The 21,783-nt window shown below is 45.2% G+C and carries 16 protein-coding genes; 7 read left to right on the forward strand and 9 right to left on the reverse strand.

Features of this window, described 5'->3' with window-relative positions:
- Positions 1–50: 50 nt before the first annotated feature.
- Positions 51–1,031 (forward strand): site-specific DNA-methyltransferase, encoded by a 981-nt coding sequence (locus QUB04_RS03340; RefSeq protein ID WP_333280961.1) that lies wholly within the window; start codon positions 51–53, stop codon positions 1,029–1,031.
- Between the two features lie 11 nt (positions 1,032–1,042).
- Here the strand turns inward: QUB04_RS03340 and QUB04_RS03345 are convergent, their stop codons facing one another.
- From QUB04_RS03345 to QUB04_RS03365, 5 genes are all read right to left on the reverse strand, one after another.
- Positions 1,043–1,636 (reverse strand): restriction endonuclease, encoded by a 594-nt coding sequence (locus QUB04_RS03345; protein ID WP_333280964.1) that lies wholly within the window; start codon positions 1,634–1,636, stop codon positions 1,043–1,045.
- 6 nt (positions 1,637–1,642) lie between these two features.
- Positions 1,643–2,002 (reverse strand): DUF952 domain-containing protein, encoded by a 360-nt coding sequence (locus tag QUB04_RS03350; RefSeq protein WP_333280967.1) that lies wholly within the window; start codon positions 2,000–2,002, stop codon positions 1,643–1,645.
- Between the two features lie 19 nt (positions 2,003–2,021).
- Complete coding sequence (locus tag QUB04_RS03355; protein WP_333280970.1) at positions 2,022–3,614, reverse strand: CocE/NonD family hydrolase; 1,593 nt, start codon at positions 3,612–3,614, stop codon at positions 2,022–2,024.
- A gap of 345 nt (positions 3,615–3,959) precedes the next feature.
- Positions 3,960–4,412 (reverse strand): cupin domain-containing protein, encoded by a 453-nt coding sequence (locus QUB04_RS03360; RefSeq protein WP_333280973.1) that lies wholly within the window; start codon positions 4,410–4,412, stop codon positions 3,960–3,962.
- Positions 4,413–4,623: 211 nt separating this feature from the next.
- The gene (locus QUB04_RS03365; RefSeq protein WP_333280976.1) at positions 4,624–5,394 is read right to left on the reverse strand and encodes a cysteine hydrolase family protein; all 771 of its coding nucleotides are present in this window, start codon (positions 5,392–5,394) and stop codon (positions 4,624–4,626) included.
- Positions 5,395–5,603: 209 nt separating this feature from the next.
- Between QUB04_RS03365 and QUB04_RS03370 the strand changes: the two genes are divergently transcribed.
- From QUB04_RS03370 to QUB04_RS03395, 6 genes are all read left to right on the forward strand, one after another.
- Positions 5,604–7,013, forward strand: a complete 1,410-nt coding sequence (locus tag QUB04_RS03370) for an amidohydrolase (protein WP_333280979.1) — start codon at positions 5,604–5,606, stop codon at positions 7,011–7,013.
- A gap of 113 nt (positions 7,014–7,126) precedes the next feature.
- Entirely contained in the window at positions 7,127–8,260 is a 1,134-nt protein-coding gene (locus tag QUB04_RS03375; protein WP_333280983.1) for a serpin family protein, read from the forward strand.
- A 131-nt stretch (positions 8,261–8,391) separates the two neighbouring features.
- Entirely contained in the window at positions 8,392–9,594 is a 1,203-nt protein-coding gene (locus QUB04_RS03380) for a glycoside hydrolase family 10 protein (protein ID WP_333280987.1), read from the forward strand.
- 155 nt (positions 9,595–9,749) lie between these two features.
- Positions 9,750–10,424, forward strand: coding sequence for a TIGR02117 family protein (locus QUB04_RS03385; protein WP_333280989.1), 675 nt, complete (start codon positions 9,750–9,752; stop codon positions 10,422–10,424).
- Between the two features lie 126 nt (positions 10,425–10,550).
- Complete coding sequence (hisA, locus tag QUB04_RS03390) at positions 10,551–11,324, forward strand: 1-(5-phosphoribosyl)-5-[(5-phosphoribosylamino)methylideneamino]imidazole-4-carboxamide isomerase (protein WP_333280992.1); 774 nt, start codon at positions 10,551–10,553, stop codon at positions 11,322–11,324.
- Between the two features lie 184 nt (positions 11,325–11,508).
- Positions 11,509–12,879: a cation:proton antiporter gene (locus QUB04_RS03395; protein ID WP_333280995.1), complete on the forward strand. Its 1,371-nt coding sequence runs from the start codon at positions 11,509–11,511 to the stop codon at positions 12,877–12,879.
- Positions 12,880–13,188: 309 nt separating this feature from the next.
- Here QUB04_RS03395 and QUB04_RS03400 read toward each other — a convergent pair whose 3' ends face one another.
- The 4 genes from QUB04_RS03400 to QUB04_RS03415 form a co-directional block, all read right to left on the reverse strand.
- A complete protein-coding gene (locus tag QUB04_RS03400; protein ID WP_333280998.1) occupies positions 13,189–14,196 on the reverse strand; it encodes an ADP-ribosylglycohydrolase family protein in 1,008 nt (335 codons plus the stop codon).
- A 227-nt stretch (positions 14,197–14,423) separates the two neighbouring features.
- Positions 14,424–17,255 (reverse strand): PAS domain S-box protein, encoded by a 2,832-nt coding sequence (locus QUB04_RS03405; protein ID WP_333281002.1) that lies wholly within the window; start codon positions 17,253–17,255, stop codon positions 14,424–14,426.
- Positions 17,256–17,296: 41 nt separating this feature from the next.
- Entirely contained in the window at positions 17,297–18,301 is a 1,005-nt protein-coding gene (locus tag QUB04_RS03410; RefSeq protein WP_333281005.1) for a BMP family protein, read from the reverse strand.
- A 203-nt stretch (positions 18,302–18,504) separates the two neighbouring features.
- Positions 18,505–20,679 carry a glutamine synthetase III gene (locus QUB04_RS03415; RefSeq protein ID WP_333143841.1) on the reverse strand — a complete coding sequence of 725 codons (2,175 nt, stop codon included), beginning with the start codon at positions 20,677–20,679 and terminating at the stop codon, positions 18,505–18,507.
- Between the last annotated feature and the right edge of the window lie 1,104 nt (positions 20,680–21,783).

Genomic DNA, 21,783 nt, shown 5'->3' on the forward strand with positions numbered 1-21,783 from the left:
CGCTACAATTACTATTATTGAAGTGATGCTTATTAAATAAAAATTATTAAATGCAACCTTTGAGTCTGATATCACCTGTGATTTCCGCCGAACGGGGATTGCGAGAGGTTTATCAAAGCAAATACGGCATTCTCTACCAAGAAGACTGTCTCAAGTTTTTAGGTGCTATTCCCGATTACTGTGCAGATATTGTCTTTGCAGATCCGCCCTTTAATCTCGGCAAAGATTACGGTAACGGTACGAGCGATATGCTGAATTCCAGCGATTATCTTGCTTGGTCAAAACAGTGGCTTAAAGAAAGTATTCGAGTGCTTAAACCGGGCGGAAGTCTATTTATTTTCAACTTACCTAAATGGTGCATTGAGTATGGTGCATATTTAAACCAAGAGGGAATGAACTTTCGTCACTGGATAGCTTGTAGAATGCCTAAAGCCTTTCCTCGCGGCAAGAAAATGTCTCCCGCACACTACGGATTGCTTTACTACACAAAAGGCGAACCAGGAGTTTTCAATAAAGTTTATACGCCGATTCAAGTCTGCCGGCATTGCGGAGGAGAAATTAAAGATTACGGCGGACACCGCAAAAAATTAAATCCTCAAGGTATTAACTTAATGGATGTTTGGGATGCTCCCGAAGATGTCTGGGAAAATGCTTCGGAAGATATTCGAGAAGAAAATCTGTGGACTTTTATTGAGGAAATGTGGACAGATATTCCGCCAGTAAGACACCGACAGCACAAGAAAAGGGGAGCCAACGAACTAGCTCCAATCATGCTGGAACGTATCATTGCTATGGCATCGAATCCGGGACAAGTTGTAATCGATCCTTTTGGAGGTTCTGGCACTACATTTTATGCAGCAGAGAAGTTGGGTAGGTATTGGCTGGGTACAGAAATCGGCGATATTGAACCAGCAGTGAAGCGGTTACAAGACTTGGCAAATGGAAAAGTTGAAAACTGGGAATCAGCAAGGGGAAAGACCAAAAATAAAGTTAAACAAAACGAGTCAATCCAACTAGAATTGTTTTCTTGACAACTAACATTTTATATTAAAGCGCGACCATCTGTGCCTTTAGTAATTGTAGGTACGCTCCAATCAAGGGCATCATGTTCAATGACAAATATGGCTAAAAAACCTTCTTGTATGTTAACAGCACGCCAGACATCAAAGTAAGGCTCTAGCTCCTCATAATTGCCAATTCTATCAGTCAAATAAGGGTAGAGTTTGCGGCTGGGCAGAACTAATGCCGTACCCAAAAAAATCCCTCGTAAAATACCGAGAACCAGTTTATTAACAGCACGGTGACTTGATGAGATATTTCCTGTTTCCCATTCAAAGGCAAATAAATGATTGTCTAAGATTTTGGTAGCATCTACTCGTCCAGGGGCTCTAGTTGCAAATCTGATTTGAGTTTCAAGCTGCCATCCAAAATTGTCCTGAAGAGCAGCCATACAAGCATTTTTGATAGGTTTGACACCGTTTCCGTGCCTGGTTGGATTGATCGTAAAGTTTGATGCACCCACAGGCCAGGCGATCGCGTCAATAGCAATCCGTATTTCATTTTTAATAACTCCCCATTCTTGTGACTCCTCAAAGTTACCGCGACTAATAAGTGATACTTCTTGAACTATCTTCACCGCGTACTAAGCCTGTTCATTTATACTTGCTGTTAGTTCTTCCGGCAATTCAAACTTGCCATCTGCACCCGGTTCAAACTCAACAACTTTCAACACAGCATCAACATTCAGCGGCCCGTAAATGTGCGGGTAATTCTCACCCGCCGCCAATTCATACTTAAGTTCAGCTTGCACTTTGTCCGAGTCAATCCAAAGCAGCAGCAATCCTGTTTGTCCCACAAAAAATTTATTAGCAGATCTAAGAACTTGTGTCAGAGTCGAACAGTGGATAAATCCTTCAGTATCTAGCGTATCGCCGCGATAGGATTGAACTTGTTTTGCTTCTTCCCACTGTTGGCTGCGGGTGATGTGAAAAATAATGCTCATAATTGAATAAGTTCTAGGTTTAATTGACAATTGGCAGCAAAATTTGAGAGGGACAATGCCCGCCACAACTTACTGTCAGCGTGATAATTTTAGCATCGATCGCCCGCGCTTCACCGCCCGGCGCACCCGTTCCCGGATTCACGTCGTAAGCGGGAAAACAAGCCGCACTCACACTCAGACGCAACGCATTACCTTTGGCAATTTGCATACAAGTTGCTTGCAGCACAATTTTTACAGGTGTTTCATCTGAATTCACCCGCACGTAACCTTGAGTAAAATTGTAGACGCTGCCGCTATCTTTTACCTCAGAAAGTATCGCACACAAATCAAAAGTTGGCGCATCGGCGGTACAAAATACTTCGACAATTATATCTCCAGCTAAGTGCAAATCGGCTGTTAGCGGTGCCGAAGTGTATGTTAAAACATCGGTACGGCAGTCAATAGTCGATCGCTCCATCGCACCGGCAGGAAATGCAGCGTGACCTCCCAAGGATGGTACCGGCCGCCAAGGGTCATGTACGAATATATCATCAATGCAAACCTCCGCGCAACTATCTGTTAAAATACCCCCATCTTCTCTCATCGCGGCAAGTCCGGTACTTGCTAAAAAATAAGATTTATGATTATTATTAGGCCATTTATCAAATTTTAGCCAATCATTTCTCCCCATCTCAAATAGGGAAATCGGTCGCTCGTCTAATATTCCTGTATCCACTCCTTTGAGGAAGCGATCGAACCAGCGAATTTGCAACTCATCCACAGGATTTGAAGCTGCAAAACCATAATCCAATGCTCCAACTTTTCGCCCCCAAGGTAAATGCGCCCAAGGGCCAATTATCAAATGCTGCGGACAGGAACTGCGGCTCGCCATTTCCTTGTAAAGATGGATTGTTCCCCGCAAATAAGTATCAAACCAACCCCCCACGTGCAGCATTGGCAAGTCTAAATCTTTGATGTTTGGCGATAACTTTTCCCAATAGTCGCTCGGTCGATAATTATCCAACCAATCGTGATAATATGAGTCTGGCGCAAGATTTTTAAGAATCTCAGGACGCGCCGGGACGGTATCGTATAGCGGGAGATTTCTGGAAGCTGCATACAAGGCTTGATAGGCAGAAATATCGTCTTTTAAGCGCGCGGTTTCTGCGGCTAGCTGAATTGCCCAGCCGAGATTTGATTGCAGGCAAAATGCGCCGCCTTCATAGGCCCAATCTGCGTATAAATTGCCGCCTACCATTGCCGGACAAATTGTGATTAAAGCGCTCGGTTTAGCAGCCGCCGCGTAGAGTTGAGTCATGCCTTGGTAGGAAAAACCGTACATTCCGACTTTGCCGTTACTTCCCGGCAAATTAGCTGCCCAATTGACGCTATCAAAACCGTCTTGTGTTTCGTTAACAAAGGGGTTAAATTCGCCTTCGGAAGTGCCGCGTCCCCGCACGTCTTGGATGACAACGATGTAGCCGTGTTTGGCGTACCATGCGGGATGGGAATATACTACTGTAGATGCGATCGCCCTTCCGTAAGGTTGCCGCATTAACAATACTGGAAATTCGCCCGCAGCATCGGGGCGGTAGATGTCAGCATCTAAACGCAGGCTATCTGTAGTTAGCATTGACGCTGTTTCTTTCGGGCGAAGTTTCAGCATAAAGCCTAAAAAACATCAACTAAAAAAGTTCGTAGTAACTGAGATGTTGCACCATTCTCGATAAGCATTTTATGAACAGGCAAGATGCCTGTTCCAAAATAAAATTCATCTCTTGTGGAACAGGCATCTTGCCTGTTCTTGAGGGGCAGGATGCCCAACCCCTACTCCCCACAATAAAATTCACTCTTTGTGGAACAGGCATCTTGCCTGTTCTTGAGAATGGTGCAACATCTCAATAGTAAGGGCTTTAGCTTTTTCTCTAAGCACTCAAGTTCTTACTACAAACTTAGAACTCAAGTCCTTACTAAAAACCTAGCACGATACGAGTACATCCGATCGCCCAAGAACTCTCATATCTTCCTCATCGAGTTCGACTGGTGTACCGCTGCGAATTAGTTCCACAAAATCCTCATTCGGCACCATGATGCACAAAGTGTACAAACGTCCACTGCCCGTATTCTCAATTACGTGAGTGCCTGTTGGAGGCACTAACAAACTATCTCCCGGTTGAATACTAACTGTTTTGCCGTCGCAGGTTGCTTGCCCTCTTCCTTTGATTACAAAAAACATTTCTACTGCAAATTGATGGCGGTTGGGAGGAGTTTTGCCCCCCACATCGAAAATCTCCACGCAAACTGTTAATGAAACATTAGCTATTACCGGATCGAAGACGATAGCTAATCTATTAGTATCGCCCGGACTGATGCGAAATGCTTGGTAGTCTTTCGGAGACTTTATAACAGGAATCACGCACTGGTTTGTCATTTTTTTATTGTTAGTTGTCAGTGGTTATGTTTCTGTTGTCATTAATGAGAATCCAGAGTCATTAGTCCGCCGCTCAACCTCCAAAGTTTATTAATTTCACAGGAGAGTTCGCTGTCAGAGCAGGAAGCGAGATATAGGCTTTGCTGTGCGGGACTCTCGCACTCCTAAAAAACGCTTTTTATACTCCAGAGGGATACTCCCCTGATGACTGCTATTTAATTGCTTCTAACATAGCCTGAGAATCCGACAAAAAGCCAAAACATTGTTTAACGTTATAAAGAGTAGCTTGCCAGCAATAGTCGGGAGATGTCGTAGCTGTACAATCTTTGACTAAAATACAGTCGTAACCGAGGAAATTAGCATCTTGCAGGGTAGCCATGACGCACTGATCGGCGTTTACTCCTCCGAAGAAAAGTGTAGTTCGGCCGAGGTTCCGCAAGATACTATCTAAAGGAGTATCCCAAAAGCCGCTCATTCGATATTTATCAACACAAATATCCTCCGGTTTGGGTTTTAATTCATCGACAACCTGCGCCGCCCAACTCCCTGCCATCAGTACAGGTGCGTTGTTTTTTGGCAGCGGATCTCCCAAACCTACGCCGTCGCCTGTGGGATTGTAAACGTGACGGGAAGCTGCACTAATATTGAGCAAATCGGGGCGGTTTCCCCAGTTTATCCAAATAATTGGTACTGCGTGCGATCGCAATTTTGGGAGCAAATTTGTTAAAGGATTAATTGGAGTTCTGGCGGGCGTTACATCTACGCCAATATGTGCTAGCCAACCGTCGGGATGACAGAAATCGTTTTGCATATCTATCACCAACATTGCTGCTTTTGCTAAGTCCAAACGCAGGGTTTTAGTTTCTGTTTCCAGGGTAACAGGTTGAGGCGCGATCGGCGATCGGGTGATATCAGCAATTTTGGCATCAACTTTCCAAGCATTCGGCGGTACACCCAAGGTGCGAAGAGAATCAGGATTCATATAGATTGTGAGTCAAAAACAATTTCAATCTTATAACTATTTGATGGTTACTAAGTTGTCATATCTTAAATCTTTGTTATAATTAAGTATCCGTGGCAACTTTTTGAGAATCTTTAGGATTTATTAACTTTATTACAGGCGATCGCAAATGTTAACGCCTGGGAATCATCAAATAAAAATCACGGTAAATTTATAAAAAGGGTAAATCTATGAGCTTTACAATTCAAAATGCTTTAATTCCGGTTGAGAGCGGTTATGAAACCGCAGATGTGCAAGTGGTGGATAATTGCATAAGTGCGATCGGGCCAAATTTAGAACCTGCGGAAACAGTTACTAACGGCAAAAATAAGCTGCTGCTGCCCGGTTTTGTCAACGCGCACACTCACTCTTCAGAAATGTGGCAACGGGGCATTATTCCCCCTCTGCCGCTGGAGTTGTGGATTGCCGAATTATACGATTTTACACCTCTCGATCCCGAACAAGTTTATTTGAGTGCCTTGGGAACTGCGGTAGAAACATTGCTGTCCGGCGGTACAAGCGTAGTCGATCATTTAGTTTTGATTCCGGGGCAAGAATTAGAGACAATCGCCGCCGCAGTTCGCGCTTATCAAGAAATCGGCATCCGCGCTTTTATCGGGCCATTAATTCAAGATGAATCCCTGACAGCGGGAATGCCTGCGGGCGATACTGGCATCAAACACGCGGCTTACATTCGATCGACTAAGGCAACTTTGGAATTAATGGAAACAGCCATAAAACAATTTCACAATCCCGAAAAAGGTGTTAATATGTTGTTGGCCCCGACGGGAATTCAACTGTGTTCTGATGCTTTGTTTGAAGGCTGCATCGAATTGAGCGGTCGCTACAATCTTTGTCGGCACGCCCACCTCTTGGAAACCTCCGCTCAAAAACAGTTAGCTCACGAAAAATACGGCTGTAGCGCTGTCGAACACCTGCAAAGAATTGGTTATTTGAGCCCCCGAACTTCCTTAGCGCACTGCGTTTGGCTGGACGATTCCGACATTGCTATTATGGCAGAAACTGGAGCAACAGTCGTACACAATCCCCTCAGCAACTTGCGCCTGGGAAGCGGGATTGCACCGATTTTGAAATACCGTCAAGCGGGAGTCAACGTATCTTTTGGCTGCGACGGCGCTGCTAGCAATGACTCTCAAGATTTGCTGGAAGCGATTAAAATTGGTTCGATTTTGCACAATATCACGGATTTGGATTACCGCCAATGGATTACACCGCGCCAGTCTGTAGAAATGGCCTCCCTAGGAGGAGCAAAAGGCTTGAATCTCGCCGATGAAATGGGTTCTCTGACAGTCGGTAAAAAAGCAGATTTTGTGCTGTATGATTTAACCAGTTTATCATTGCTGCCACGCACCGATCCGATCGGATTGCTGATTTTGGGACGCCCGACTAATGCGGTAGACAGCGTTTGGGTAAACGGCAAGCAAATTGTCGCCGAAGGTAAGGTGAAAACGATCGATGTTGATGCTTTGAGGCGGGAATTATTCGATCGCAGCGAGTGGACGAGCAAGCGTCAATCGCAAACAGTAAGTGAAATAGAAGCCCACTATCGAAAAGTCATGAACCTGCAAGGTTATTCTTAAAAAATTAACCAATAGAATATGATATCATGTCCGGTTGAATCACATAATTAGCGCCGGTACTAAAAATTAACGCAATCAACCTCACAAATCCCAATTACTCAGAAGCTCTAGCCATGACACCCCCTAACAACCAGATCAATGTAGACGCTAGACTTGTTGAAGCTAATACCAAATTTGGCTTTAACTTGTTCAACACCCTCAGCAAACAACAGCCGAATCAAAATATCTTTATTTCCCCTACTTCTGTCGCCCTCGCACTGTCAATGACATACAACGGAGTAAGCGGAGAAACCAAACAAGAAATGACAAAAGTTCTCGAATTAACGGGAATGACGCCCCAAGAAATCAACGCAGCAAATCAAGGTTTGCAAAATAGTTGGCAGAAAGTTGATCCCACTGTCCAAGTATTAATTGCCAACTCGCTTTGGGCGCAGCAAGGCTTCTCCTTAAAACCAGAATTTTTGCAAATAAATCAAGAATACTACCAAGCTAATGTTACCGAACTAGACTTTATAAATCCGCAAGCTCCCAGCATCATTAACAACTGGGTAAGCCAAAAAACTCAAGGAAAAATTGATCAAATAGTCGAGGAAATTAGCCCTGCTCAAGTCTTGTTTTTGATTAACGCAATTTATTTCAAAGGCAACTGGCAAACGCCCTTTGATAAATCTCAAACTGCCAACAAAACTTTTTCTTTAAGCGACGGCAGTTCAAAACAGCATCCGATGATGTCTCAGACAGGCATTTATGGGTACTACGAAACAGACAAATTTGAAGCAGTTAGTTTACCTTACGGCAAAGAAGGTTCTCTGAGTATGTATATTTTTTTGCCCAGGCTCAATAGCAACTTGGAAACTTTTTTGCAGCAATTAACAGCCGAAAACTGGAATAAATGGATGCAAGAATTTAGAGAAATAAATTGTATAATTGAAATACCCCGCTTCACAAGGGAGTATAAAGTTGAACTCAAAAGCACACTCATAGCTTTGGGAATGGCAGGAATTTTTGAGATGTCAAAAGCCGACTTTTCTCCGATGACTGATGACAACGTAGCAGTAGCTTCAGTAAAACACAAAACATTTGTCGAAGTGAACGAAGAAGGTACAGAAGCAGCCGCAGTGACTTCCATCGAGTTATTCAGAAGTTTGCCTTTTCTAATGAATGTAAACCGTCCATTCTTTTGTGCCATTCGAGACAATACTACAGGAACAATATTATTTATGGGTACCATCGTTGACCCCCAATAATATTAAAAATAGTAGGTGAGTCAGGAAATGTTCGAGTAACTTTTAATAAAATAACCCTCGCTGGCGCACCCTAACAAGCTAATTCTACGGTAAAATATCAGTCTAAAAATAATCATATTTGCGACAAATTGATGATTAAACTGCACAAATGGCAGCGGATACTGGCTTTAATAGTTGTTTTTACGATCGCCCTTACCTCCTCCGCCATATTATCCCCGCGTCTCTTAGCTCAAACCCCGCCCACAACCCCAACAACCGAATTGCGCGGCGTCTGGCTGACGAACATTGACAGCGACGTTATCTTCTCCCGCAACAACATCATTGACGCTGTAAATCGACTGGATCAACTCAATTTCAATACCATCTATCCCACAGTTTGGCAAGGAGGGTATACGCTTTATCCGAGTGCGGCAGCCCAACGAGTATTCGGACAGGCGATCGACCCATCCCCCGGATTGAAAGACCGAGACATCCTCAAAGAAATTATAGCACAATCCCGCCAAAAAGGTATAGCAGTAATCCCCTGGTTTGAGTTTGGTTTCATGGCTCCAGCCGAATCAGAATTAGCCACACTTCACCCCGAATGGCTGGCGCAGCGGCGCGACGGTTCAACTATTTGGAAAGAAGGCAAACACGATCGAGTTTGGCTGAATCCCTTTCATCCCCAAGTGCAGCAATTTATCTTAGATTTAATCCTAGAAGTTGTCGATAATTATGATATAGATGGCATTCAATTTGACGACCATTTTGGCTTGCCAGTAGAATTTGGTTACGAGCCATTAACAGTGTCAATGTATCAGGAACAAATCAAAAGTCCTCCCTCCGACGACCCCCGCGAAACCTTCTGGGTGCGCTGGCGCGCTGACAAAATTAACGACTTCGTGGGCAGAGTTTCCCGCGCCATCAAATCGCGCAAAGAAAAATGTATTGTCAGCTTATCTCCCAACCCTTTTCACTTTGCTTTACCCGCCCACTTGCAGGACTGGTTTACCTGGGAAAGACGCGGCTACATCGACGAAATTGTGTTGCAGGTTTATCGCAGCGATATCAAGCGTTTTAGTGCCGAACTGGAACGGGAAGAAGTTAAATTGGCTAAACTTAACATTCCAACTGCGATCGGCATTTTAACTGGTCTTAAAAATAATTCCGTGCCCCTCAAACAAATTCAAGAACAAGTGCAAGAAGTGCGAAAAAGAGATTTCGCTGGCGTGTCGTTCTTTTTCTACGAAAGTTTGTCGAATTGGGCGAGGGAAACCCCCGAACAGCGCAATTTGGCATTGCAAGAATTCTTTCCCACAAAGATGCAGCGCCCGCCATCCGAAGGCAGAATTTGAAACGGGAGCATCTCAATGAAAGCAGCCAAGCCCAAAATTGGAGTTAGGAGTTAGGAGTCAGGAGTCAGGAGAAAAGAGTCAGAAGGAAGAAGAAAGGAGCCAGAAGAAGTGTTTTTACAAATATGAGATGCTCCCATTTGAAACCCACGCTTAAAATGAGAAAAAGCATACAGCGCTTAGGAATTGTCATCTTATTTTTGACCGCTTTCTTAACAATTGGCTATCTCACTCCCAGAAAGTGGGGAAATTACTCGCAAACAGATTGCACAATCTCTCTATACATTTCCAACCAAGGCATCCACACCGAAATCATTGTTCCAGTTAAAAATGAATCTTTTGACTGGAATCAATTTTTACCGCTAACACAAATAGGGCGGGAGGCGACTTCTGATTATCAATATTTGTCTTTTGGGTGGGGAGATAGAGCTTTTATGCTGGAAACTCCAACATCCGCAATCATCAACCCAGTTACGGCTTTCAATGCGCTATTTCTCCCTACTCCGTCTACGGTGCAAGTACAAGGTTATCGGGTTTGGCCCCAAAATAAAGAAACAAAATGTGTTAAACTTAGCGGGTCTAATTATCTAAACATTGTGAATTTCATTAAAAATTCATTCCAACTAGACGCAGGAGGTAATAAACTAAAAATTAGTTATGGCTACCACAACAGTGATAGTTTTTATGAAGCAAATGGCAGTTACTCTATTTTGAGAACTTGCAACGACTGGACGGCAGAAGCTTTGCAAAAAGCTGATGTCAATACTCCTTTATGGTCAACGCTTTCTTCTGCGGTTATGTTTCATTTAAATAGCGGCTGCGAATGTATATAAGAAGGAAGAGGATCGATGTGAAGAAGGAAGAAGGAACAAAAATAAACTATTCCCAATTCCTAATGCCCTGTTTGGCCGATGCCCGATGCCCCATGCCCGATGCCCAATTCCCCATTCCCAAATATTATGAATGTAATTCCAGCGATCGACTTATTGGATGGAAAATGCGTCAGATTGTATCAGGGAGACTACGCGAAGTCTCAAACTTTTAACGACAACCCCGTCGCAGTCGCCAGAGAGTGGGTAAATGAAGGCGCAACCATGCTGCATTTAGTAGACCTCGACGGCGCCAAAGCAGGTCATCCAGTCAACCAAGCAGCCATTGAAGCGATCGTCCGATCAGTAGACGTTCCCTGTCAAGTAGGTGGGGGAATGCGCGATCGCGCCTCCGTTGCTGGTATCCTCAATTTAGGCGTGCGGCGCGTCATTCTCGGCACTGTCGCCGTCGAACAACCGCAATTAGTCGGCGAATTGTGCGCCGAATTTCCCGATCGAATTCTGGTCGGCATCGACGCCAGAAATGGTAAAGTTGCTACTAGAGGCTGGCTAGAAACTTCGGAAGTTTTAGCAACAGAATTGGCGCAAAAAATGGCCGAGTTAGGGGCGGCTGAAATTATTTACACCGACATTCACCGTGACGGTACTATGGAAGGGCCGAATTTGGACTCTTTGCGCGAAATTGCTAACGCTATTTCGATTCCGGTGATTGCCTCCGGTGGCGTTAGTTCGATCGCAGATTTGTTGAGTTTGCTGGCTTTGGAACCAATTGGTGTCAAAAGTGCGATCGTCGGTAGGGCAATTTATACCGGCGATATCTTGCTAAAAGAAGCAATTCAAGCAGTCGGGCAAGGGCGGTGGCAGGATGTACCGCCAGATTTGGGTTCTTCAAGTTTTGCTTGATAGTCATTAGTCATTAGTCATTAGTCATTAGTCATTAGTCATTAGTTATTAGTCAACAGTCAACAGTCAACAGTCAACAGTCAACAGTCAACAGTCAACAGTCAACAGTCAGCGTAGAATCGTCTTTCTTACCATCATCGTACCCATGTTTTTGAACCATACAATTACAGCTTTAAGTTCTGGGATGGCATCCCTAGTTGCTCCCATACCTTTGTTAGCAACAGTCGAGGCAGAAAATTCGCCGATCGTCCTCAGCGGAGTTTTGCTCACTTTGGTAGTGATTTATCTCGCCAGTAAATTAGGCGCGGAAGTAGCGAGAAACTTCGATTTTCCGCCGGTTTTGGGTGAACTTGTAGCAGGGGTAATTGTTGGCGTATCTGCTTTACACCTAGTCGTTTTTCCCGAAGCAGGGCTGTCAGCCTCAGACTCAGGGATTATGACAGTTCTGCAATCGATTAATCATCTGTCTCCTGCCGCCCTCACCAGTGTGTTTGAATCGCAGAGTGAAGTCATTTCAGTGCTGGCTGAAATAGGCGTGATTATTCTGCTGTTTGAAATTGGCTTAGAGTCGGATATCAGACAACTAAAAGAAGTGGGGGCTCAAGCCGTCGTTGTCGCTTGTGTCGGCGTGGCAGTTCCCTTTGCCGCTGGTACTGCGGGCTTGATGATAATTTTCCACACGGCGGCGATTCCGGCGATTTTTGCGGGGGCTGCTTTGACGGCAACCAGCATCGGAATTACATCTAAAGTGTTGTCTGAACTAGGACGGCTGAAATCTAAAGAAGGTCAAATCATTGTCGGTGCGGCGGTGATTGATGATGTGCTAGGAATTATTGTCCTGGCTGTTGTCGCCAGTTTAGCGAAAACCGGTGAGATTGATGTTGTTAATGTCATCTATTTGATTGTCAGTGCAACTGCCTTTCTGCTAGGTTCGATTCTGTTGGGCGGTGTGTTTAACAAAAGCTTTTCTGCCGTCGTAGAGACACTCAAAACTCGCGGCAATATAGTCATCCCGGCATTTATCTTTGCTTTCTTCATGGCGTTTCTGGGCAATGCAATTCATCTCGAAGCGATTTTGGGTGCGTTTGCGGCTGGTTTGGTGTTGGATGAAAGCGAAGCCCGCGAGGAGTTGGATGAATTGGTGAAACCCATCGCGGATTTGCTGGTTCCTATCTTTTTTGTAACGGTGGGAGCTCGGGCGGATGTGGGGGTTTTGAACCCAACAGTGCCGGATAATCGGGCTGGTCTTTTGATTGCCGTATTTTTGGTTGTGGTTGCGATTTTGGGCAAGCTGGTGACTGGTTGGGTGGTGTTTGGTCTGCCCGGAATCAATCGATTGGCGATCGGAGTGGGGATGATTCCTCGGGGCGAAGTTGGGTTAGTGTTTGCCGGCATCGGTTCGGCGAGTGGGGTTTTGGATAAACCGTTAGAAGTCTCGATTATTATCATGGTGATTCTGACGACATTTTTAGCGCCGCCTTTTCTGCGGGTTGCCTTTGGTGATACGGTAGAGCCTCCTGCTAGTGGGGAACTTTCTAGCGAGAAAACCGTTTGATATCAAATCCGCCCTTCATCGGAATTATTCATCTCTCTGTTCTCTGACTCTGCGTTCTCTGCGTTCTCTGCGGTTTAATCATTCCAATGCAACCGGAATTGATATGATTGAGGGAATTTGAGTCTGGGCGATCGACTGATTGAGAAACAAAGGTCGATCGTCCAAATTTATCTATAGCAATCCTAAATCATTTGTGAATTTCTTACTCCCTCCCCTTAGTAAGGGGAGGGTTGGGGTGGGGTAAAAAATTTACGACTCCTACAAGGATTGCTATAGCCGTAATCATAAGTCCTAAGTTGTGAGAAGCGGCTACAACTTGACTTTTAAGTGATAACAATTGTCAGCGAGTTTAATCAGTTCGCCCAGACCCCAGGTACCCCGATCGTTCAAAAATTCCGCTAGCTGATTCGGGATGGCTTCTAGGCCCAGAAATGCCCCGCTGATCGCACAAGCCATTGCTGCGGTCGTATCCACATCGCCACCGACGGCGATGCTAGTGCAGAGAGTTTCCCAGTAATCTTGAGGCGTTCTCAAAAACGCATATAAACTCCACAAGACGCTACCGACTACAAAAGGGGAAATTCCTTGCCAAGAGTGCTCGTAGTTTAACGGGAGTCCAGCTCTAGAAATCAACTCTACGGCTTCTTCTGGGGGCAATTTGACCCACTCAATCAAATCTTTGAGCAAAGCAGCAAAGGAAGGATCGACTTCTCCTACCCATTCGCTCAGTTGACCGAGAAATGGCTCAGTTTCTATCATCATGTCAGATTGAAGGGCGATCGCCACAGCCCCCGCGATCGCCACAGCCCCCGCAGAACACCGCGAATCTTGATGGGTGATGCGCCCTTGATCGCAAGCAGCTTGTACAAGCTGGGACGGGTCATCGTAGAATATTAAGCCGATCGGTCCAGCCCTCATCGCACTGCCATTACCAGCATTGGGAGCAGGAGTACCAGCTTCTTGCCAAGCAACGCCCCGTATCAGGCGGTTTGCAGCTTCTTCTGTCGATCGACCGCGCCCGACAATGCGCTGTTGAGCGAAAATGTCAGCAATACGGGTGGCGTAGTCGCTGGGGTAGAATTCGCCACAAGCGACGTAGCTTTGGAGGAGTTCGCGGGCGAGTTGAGAGTCGTCGGTGTATTGACCAAAAGGCAAGCCGAAGCGATCGCGATCTTTGATTTTTTTTAGTCTAACTTCGTAGTTGACAAAGTTTTGGCAAACTTCCGGCGGGTAGCCTTCTACTCTACAGCCTATAGCGTCGCCGAGACACTGACCGATCAGACAACCTCTAAATTGTTCCAGACGCGGGACTGTCATTTATATAGCTATAAGTAGGTCGATCTAATCTTATGTTAAATCCCGGACTTCTTAAAGCCTGCTGTCGCGAGTCAGAGCGCCCGCTGCTGGCACTAACTACTTGTCTACCTCCTTTTTTTCTTGAATTTGAGCTGACCACTTTTCTTTTATTTACACAAATAATTTAGATCCGATATAATAGTTTCCAACCTACTTAATAAATGCTATATAGAGGAATGCGATCGCAGTTATTTACCCACGAGTCCTACAGCACCGCTTTGCAAAACAGGAATTTCTATTCGGAACTCTGCTCCTTGATGGGGTTGAGAGAAGCACTGAAGTAAGCCACCGTGCTTATCAACTACAATTTGATAGCTGATAGATAGCCCTAATCCAGTTCCTTTACCCGTTGGTTTTGTGGTGAAGAAGGGATTGAACACCTGTTTTCTAACAGCTTCCGTCATCCCAGGCCCATTGTCTTGAATTTGAATCACCGCGTTTTTACAATGACCGGGCTGAGTTTCGTTTGTGACTAGCTTAGTCCGAATAGTGATGCGACTGGGATTATTTTGGATGTCTTTTAGAGAACGCTGATTGTCGTAGTTTTCTAAAGCATCAATCGCATTTGCCAGAATATTCATAAAGACTTGGTTTAACTGTCCGGCATAGCACTCTACTCGCGGTAAGTCACCGTACTTTTTGACAATTTCAATAGCAGGATGATCCGGTTTTGCCTTCAGCCGATTTTGCAAAATCATCAATGTGCTGTCAATTCCCTCGTGGATATCAACTGGCTTCATTTCTGCCTCATCCAGCCGCGAGAAGTTTCGTAGCGACAGGACAATTTGACGAATGCGATCGGCTCCTACCTTCATTGAAGTCAGGATTTTGGGTAAATCTTCACTAATGAAGTCCAGCTCGAACTCTTCAATTTTTTCCTGAATTTGGGTATTAGTTGGATAGGTTTGCTGGTAAAGCTGAATCAACTTTAGTAAATTTTGCGTGTAGTCGGCAGTATGGCTCAGGTTGCCATAGATAAAGTTGACTGGATTATTAATTTCGTGAGCAACACCAGCAACCAGTTGCCCCAAACCTGACATTTTCTCTGCCTGAATAAGCTGTGCCTGAGTTTGCTGTAAGGTTTTGAGTGCAACCTCAGCTTCCTCTTTTGCTTGCCTTAACGCAGCTTCGGCTTGCTTGCGCTCAGTAATATCGAGTGTGAAGGAGCCAACTCCAACAATCTTTCCAGCCTCCCCTACTAAAGGCGTATTGAACCATTCGCAAATAATGGTTTTGCCGTCTTTCGTAATATTTTCGTTGACGTTGTAGCGTCCTCTGGTCTCACTCAACAGCTCGTTCAGAACTCGATCGACTACCTTTCTGGCAGACGCAGGCACAATTAATTCTGCGGCATGGTGTCCGATCGCCTCTTTCGCCGTGTAACCAAAAATCTTCTCTGCCGCTGGATTCCAGGCCGTGACTTTAAAGTTTAAATCCCATTCCAAAACGGCCAGTGAAGTTTGGCGGAATAGAAAAGATAGCCGCTGCTGCGAGGCTTTGAGTTCTTCTTCTACTTGTTTCCGTTGAGTAATGTCAATCCCTGTTTTGATGATGTACTCAATTTCACCTCGATCGTCCAGTAAAGCAGTATCTGACCAGGCAATAAGTCTGAGTTGTCGATCTTTGGTCATCCAACTGCCTTCATACTGCTGGGGAAAATTACCAGATTGTAAAGACTCAAAAGTAGTTTTGGCTTGTCTAGCTAAGTCTGAGTTGGGGAACAAGTCCCAAATGTAGCGCCCTTTCACTTCACTAAACGAGTAATGAGTCATTTGTTCGCAAGCTCGGTTAAAGCGAACGATTTGTCCCTGCGGGTCGAGCACAACTACCAGGGCACCTGCAATTTCAAGAATAGCTGAAACAAAATTGCGTTCCACTTCAACTGCTTTAATCAGTTCCTCTAACTGGGTTGCCATATTGTTAAAGGCGATCGCCAATGTCCCCAGTTCGTTTTGGCTGTCGATGTTGACCCGTGTCTCTAATTGCCCCGCACTGAGTTCAGTAGCTGCCGTGGTTAAGCGCTGGAGGGGCACCACAATTTGCCGAATAAATACAAAGCCAATGCCAACAGCGACGATCGTCACCAGCGTCAATGAGCCTCCCATAATTGAGAGCATTTGGTAAACGGGAGCATACGCCTCAGCCGTTGGCAGTTCTACAACCACAGTCCAATTCACGCTCCGAACTAAGGCACTAGCTCCCAATACTTCTACCTGCTTTAGACCCTGATAAACGTTAAGGCGCTTAATATCTTCGGATGCTTTCAAGAATTGAAAGAAAGGGCGCTTAGAAATATCTTGAAGTTGAAATGTTTCTGGGTTACTACCCTTTTGAGCAATGACAAAATTACGCTCATCAACTACATAGACATAACCCGTCTTGCCAACCTCCGTTTGGGAAACAATAAACCAGAGAAAGTTGAGATTTATCTCTGCTAATAGCACCCCATCCACCTCATCTCGCTCATTCCGAATCGGAACCGCCAGAATGGTTTTTAGTTGGTGGGTTTGAGGATTAATTTCTACAGGACTGACATAATCTTCCTGTTGTTTGAAGGCACGAATAAACAGTGGCGAATTGGCGGGATTTTCTAACTTGAGCGGTTCGTAGGGTGCAACTGACGCAACAACTTGTCCCTTCCGGTTCAAAATGGCAACGGCTTCATAAGCATCATTATGACGAATCAACCCTTCCAACAGGCTCTGCTGCGCTTGAGGTTGAAAGTTGGTGAGTCCTTTGACCCTAGCTAAATAGCTCAGTTTTCGTTTCAAGTCATCTAGATAATTATCAATCTGCCCTGCTGCTGTCTGACTACGCGCTTGTTGGAGCGATCGCGATTGCTGGATCTGCGCCTGAAAGCTGAGGTAGATCAGCAAGCCACCAGTGGGCAGTAAGCTCAGGAGAACCAAAAATATCAAACCATAGCGGAGCTGATGTGCAATAGAAAAGAAGCGTTGCCAAGGATGAGAACGGGAGCTTCTGGCGATCGGCAGAGCGCGATCGTTGCGTTGATTTTGCATCGGACTTAGGATCAATTTTGGTAAATCAATTAATCGGCGCACTAAGGAGAAACATCGATTTTGCCAGTCGTCACAGCTTCTCGGATAATCTTGAAAGTGTCCTCTTCCTGAGACGTGAGACTACCACGGAAAGGGGCAAAGTCATAGATTTTTTCCTTGAGCCCAAACTTGTAAAGTTTTCCTTCCCAGCGACCTTGCTGGGTTAATACGACCGCATTTAGCACCAGATTGGGAATGTCCTCCAGAACGCTAGTTAGGACTTTGCCGGGAGCCAGTTCGTACTGATCCTTTCCCCAACCAATCACAAGGACTCCTGGCTTTTGCGTAACGGCTTTTAGGGCGGCTAATCCTGCCTCATCCGCGTTGATTGCCAAAACATCTACTCCAGAGGCAACCATATCCGTTGCGACTTTGGTGGCTTTGTCCGTATCACTCCAAGTGTTGAGAAAAGCAGTCGAGGCTTGAACAGAGGAATTCGTTGCCTTCACTCCCCGCCTAAACAAAGCTTCTTCTTCTTTGTAAACCGGATAAGGTGCACCCACAATATAGCCAACTTTATTGCTTTTGCTCTTCATGGCAGCCAAAGCGCCTGTGAGATACCCCACCTCACCCGATCGAAAGGCAACAGCCCCCAAATTTGTGTTATTCCCTGGATACGTTGTAACCAAGGCAAATTTCGTTCGAGGAAATTCTTTAGCGACCTTTTCGGCAGCTTTGATATAGCCACCACTGGCGGCAATTACCAGGTCATAGCCGGACTGGGCATATTTGCGAATGGCCGCTTCACTATGTTCACCGTCAATATTGTCAGTAAAGTCTACCTGAGCATTAAATTTATCTTTGATTAGATTCAATCCTTCAAAGCAGGATTGAGCCCAACTGTTATTATCTTTAGGTCCTATGGTGACCATTGCCACTTTAAAGCTGCTAGAGGTGCTTGCTTCAGGGGAAGAGTCTACGTTCGGAGTCGATCGACTGCAACTGATCGCAAAAAATAGAGCTAGAGCCACCAGAGCCATTTGTTTCAAGAAAGATTGAATTCGCATAATAGCTTTTCGCACCAATATTAGTTTTTATACGCCGATGAAATTATTGAACGATATCTCAACAATCTTCACAACTCTTACTGTAGCTGGCATTTAATGACTCTGGCCGATTCAGCGTACCACTCATTTAACCTCAAAAACAAGTAAGGACACGGCAGTGCCGTGTCCTTACAAATCTAACCTGCAATTAACCGAATTCGCGATTACTTAACAAACAGCATTTCTTGATAAGTAGGCAGTGGCCACAAATCATCAGCCACCTCACCTTCCAGAGCATCCGCATACTGGCGAACCTCATCCATCAAAGGACGAATTGTTTGCGAAGCATATTGCATATGGTCTTCTGTCGAAGCAAAATCGTGCTTGCTCAAAGCATCACTCAACTTGCTCGCAGTATCCATCATGGACTTAACCAGCACCGCTACTTTTTCGGCACTTTCCTTTTCCAGCTCAATCCCAATCTCTTTCAATTTAGAAATCGTGCCGGAAAGTTCAGCTAAATACCTCACCGCTGCGGGGTAAATAATGGTTTTTGCCATGCTTGATACCAGTTTTGCTTCGACTTCAATTGCCAGCAAATACTGCTCAGCATAAACATCGTAACGGCTTTCCAATTCAACGGGAGTCAGAACACCTGTCTTTTCAAACAAGTCTTCAATGTATCCTTCCTTCAATACGGGCAAAGCATCTGCCGTAGTCCGCAAGTTAGCTAAACCCCGTTCCTCAACAGCCATTTTGTGCCATTCTTCCGAATAGCCATTGCCGCCAAATATAACCGCGCCGTGCTCATCCATCACTTCTTTCAAAACAGTTTGGATGGCAGCATTCAGTTCAGTTCCGTTAGCCAAATCGCTTTCTAATTTGTTAGCAATCCAGTCCAAAGAATCTGCAAGAATTGTATTCATCGCCACCAGCGGCCCGGAAACAGACTGACCGGAACCTACTGCACGGAATTCAAATCGGTTTCCAGTAAAGGCAAAGGGCGAAGTCCGGTTTCTGTCCCCAGCATCCTTCATGAAAGTAGGCAGTGTTTCTACACCTAAGTTCATAATTCCCCGACATTGAGAGTCCTTAATTTCTCCCCGGCTAATTTGCCCGAAGATATCTTCTAATTGCGAACCCAAATAGACAGAGATAATTGCTGGCGGAGCCTCATTTGCACCCAATCGGTGGTCGTTGCTGGCAGTCGCAACTACGGCGCGCAACAGCGGCCCGTATTTGTGAACTCCGCGAATCACAGCGCCGCAGAATACTAGAAATTGTATGTTCGAGTGCGGTGTATCGCCTGGGTCTAATAAGTTTCCTTGGGTGGCATTGCCGACCGACCAGTTGACGTGTTTGCCAGAACCGTTAATGCCGGCGAAAGGCTTCTCGTGCAGCAAACACATAAAACCGTGTTTCTTCGCAGTGTTGCGTAGAATTGTCATGGTTAATTGTTGATGGTCGCTGGCGACGTTTGCAGCTTCAAAAACTGGTGCAATTTCAAACTGACCGGGAGCTACTTCGTTGTGGCGGGTTTTGGCAGGAATTCCCAGCCGGTACATTCTTTCTTCTACTTCTTGCATGAAGACTTGAACGCGCTCTGGAATCGCTCCAAAATAGTGGTCGTCAAATTGCTGACCTTTCGCAGGAGGTTTGCCAAAAAGGGTGCGACCTGCTAGCAGTAAATCGGGGCGACTGGTGGTGAAATTGGCATCTACCAGGAAGTATTCTTGTTCGGGCCCGCAACTGGAATTGACGGGAGCAACTTCGGTATTTCCTAATAGCTTTAACACTCGGATTGCTGCTTTGTTCATTGCGGCAATGGAACGCAAAAGCGGCGTTTTCTTGTCTAAGGCTTCACCTGTCCAGGAGATGAAAACAGTGGGAATGCACAATGTCATGCCGTTGTCTGTTTCCATGACATAAGCAGGGCTGGTGACATCCCAGGCTGTATATCCGCGAGCGGCGGCAGTGGAGCGAATGCCGCCGTTGGGGAATGAGGAGCCATCGGGTTCGCCTTGTACTAGAACTTTGCCTGCAAATTCTGAGATGACGGAGCCATCGCCTTGCACTGAGATGAAAGCATCGTGCTTTTCGGCGGTGCTGTTGGTTAGCGGGTAAAATACGTGGGCGTAGTAGAGGGCTCCTTTGGAAATAGCCCAATCTTTCATTGCGGCTGCAACTACATCAGCTACGGAATCATCGAGTTTTTGGCCTGTTTGAACGGTGTTTTTTACTGATTTGAAAATACTTTTGGGCAGACTTTCTTGCATTTTGCTCAGACTAAAAACGTCTGTTGCCCACAAATCTTCTAGCCGCTTGGGAGGCTGGGCAGGCATCTGTTTGCGGTTGACGATTTGAGAAATTGCTTGAACGCGCGATTGGTTTCCACTCATGGTTATTTTTATTGGGATTGCAGGACGAGTTGTTGATAAAAAATAGATGTTAGCAAAAGTCTAACGATTGACGAATATCCTGGATTTACCCAAGATTTTGCACCATTCTCAAGAACGGGCTCTTCGGCCCGTTCCACAAGAGATCAATTTTCTCGCTTCACAGGCCGTCCAGCCTGTTCATAAAAGGCTAATTGAGAATGGTGCAACATATGAGATTTACCCAACATTTTTTGTCAAAGCTAACTTTTGCGAGAATGCCTTTTTTGGCAGGCTCTACAAGATTGGATGAGCGAGGCGCAATCACTTCGCCGTCCACCGGGCGTGACAATCCTGTGTGAGATGCGGTTGGATTTCGGTTATTAGCAAGAAGATAGATGGCAAGAGCCTGTACAAACTTGAGTCAACATTATAGATGTCTGCACTGCACAAATTTAGTAACTAATATTCACCCTGGTCAGCTCAAAAATTTTGTGCGAATCAATTCCGATGAATTCAGGTCAAAACTACTTATGGTTTTTAACGGTTCGACGATCGATAAATCGCAGTCCAGCAAACAACGCACTCGTTTAGGGGTTTTGGAGAATTATGGAGAGTACACAATCTACACTTGGAGAGTTTAAACAATCATTAACTAAATAAATGTATCGCAGGCTACAGAATTTTAGGTTTTTTTTAGAAAGGTCGATCGCACACAACCGCAGGATTTCAGTGTAACAGGACGCGGGGCGCTGAAACTGCGGGGCGATCGTACATTTACAGGACTTACGCAGGCACACTATATATAATGTGGGAAGAAAGGGAACTCTCTTTTTCCAACTTTTGAGCAATCGTCATCAGATTAAAAATTTAACTTCTCACAAAGTCACCGACTCTCTTATACAACAAGCGACAGACGTATAGCTGGGTATTTAAGTTCATTTCAAGGTGATGAAAAGACTTAATACCAATTTTATATGAGGTTGCATAGAATCTGATCCCCCCTAACCCCCCTTATTAAGGGGGGGACAAGAGCTTGGTCAAAGTCCCTCTTATTAAGCTATGCTTTATAAGGATCTTTCTTAACAAGAAAGTTGACAAAAATAAACATCTATGATGTTAAACGAT

It is taken from the genome of Microcoleus sp. D2_18a_B4 (assembly GCF_036702475.1).
Classification (GTDB): Bacteria; Cyanobacteriota; Cyanobacteriia; order Cyanobacteriales; family Microcoleaceae; genus Microcoleus.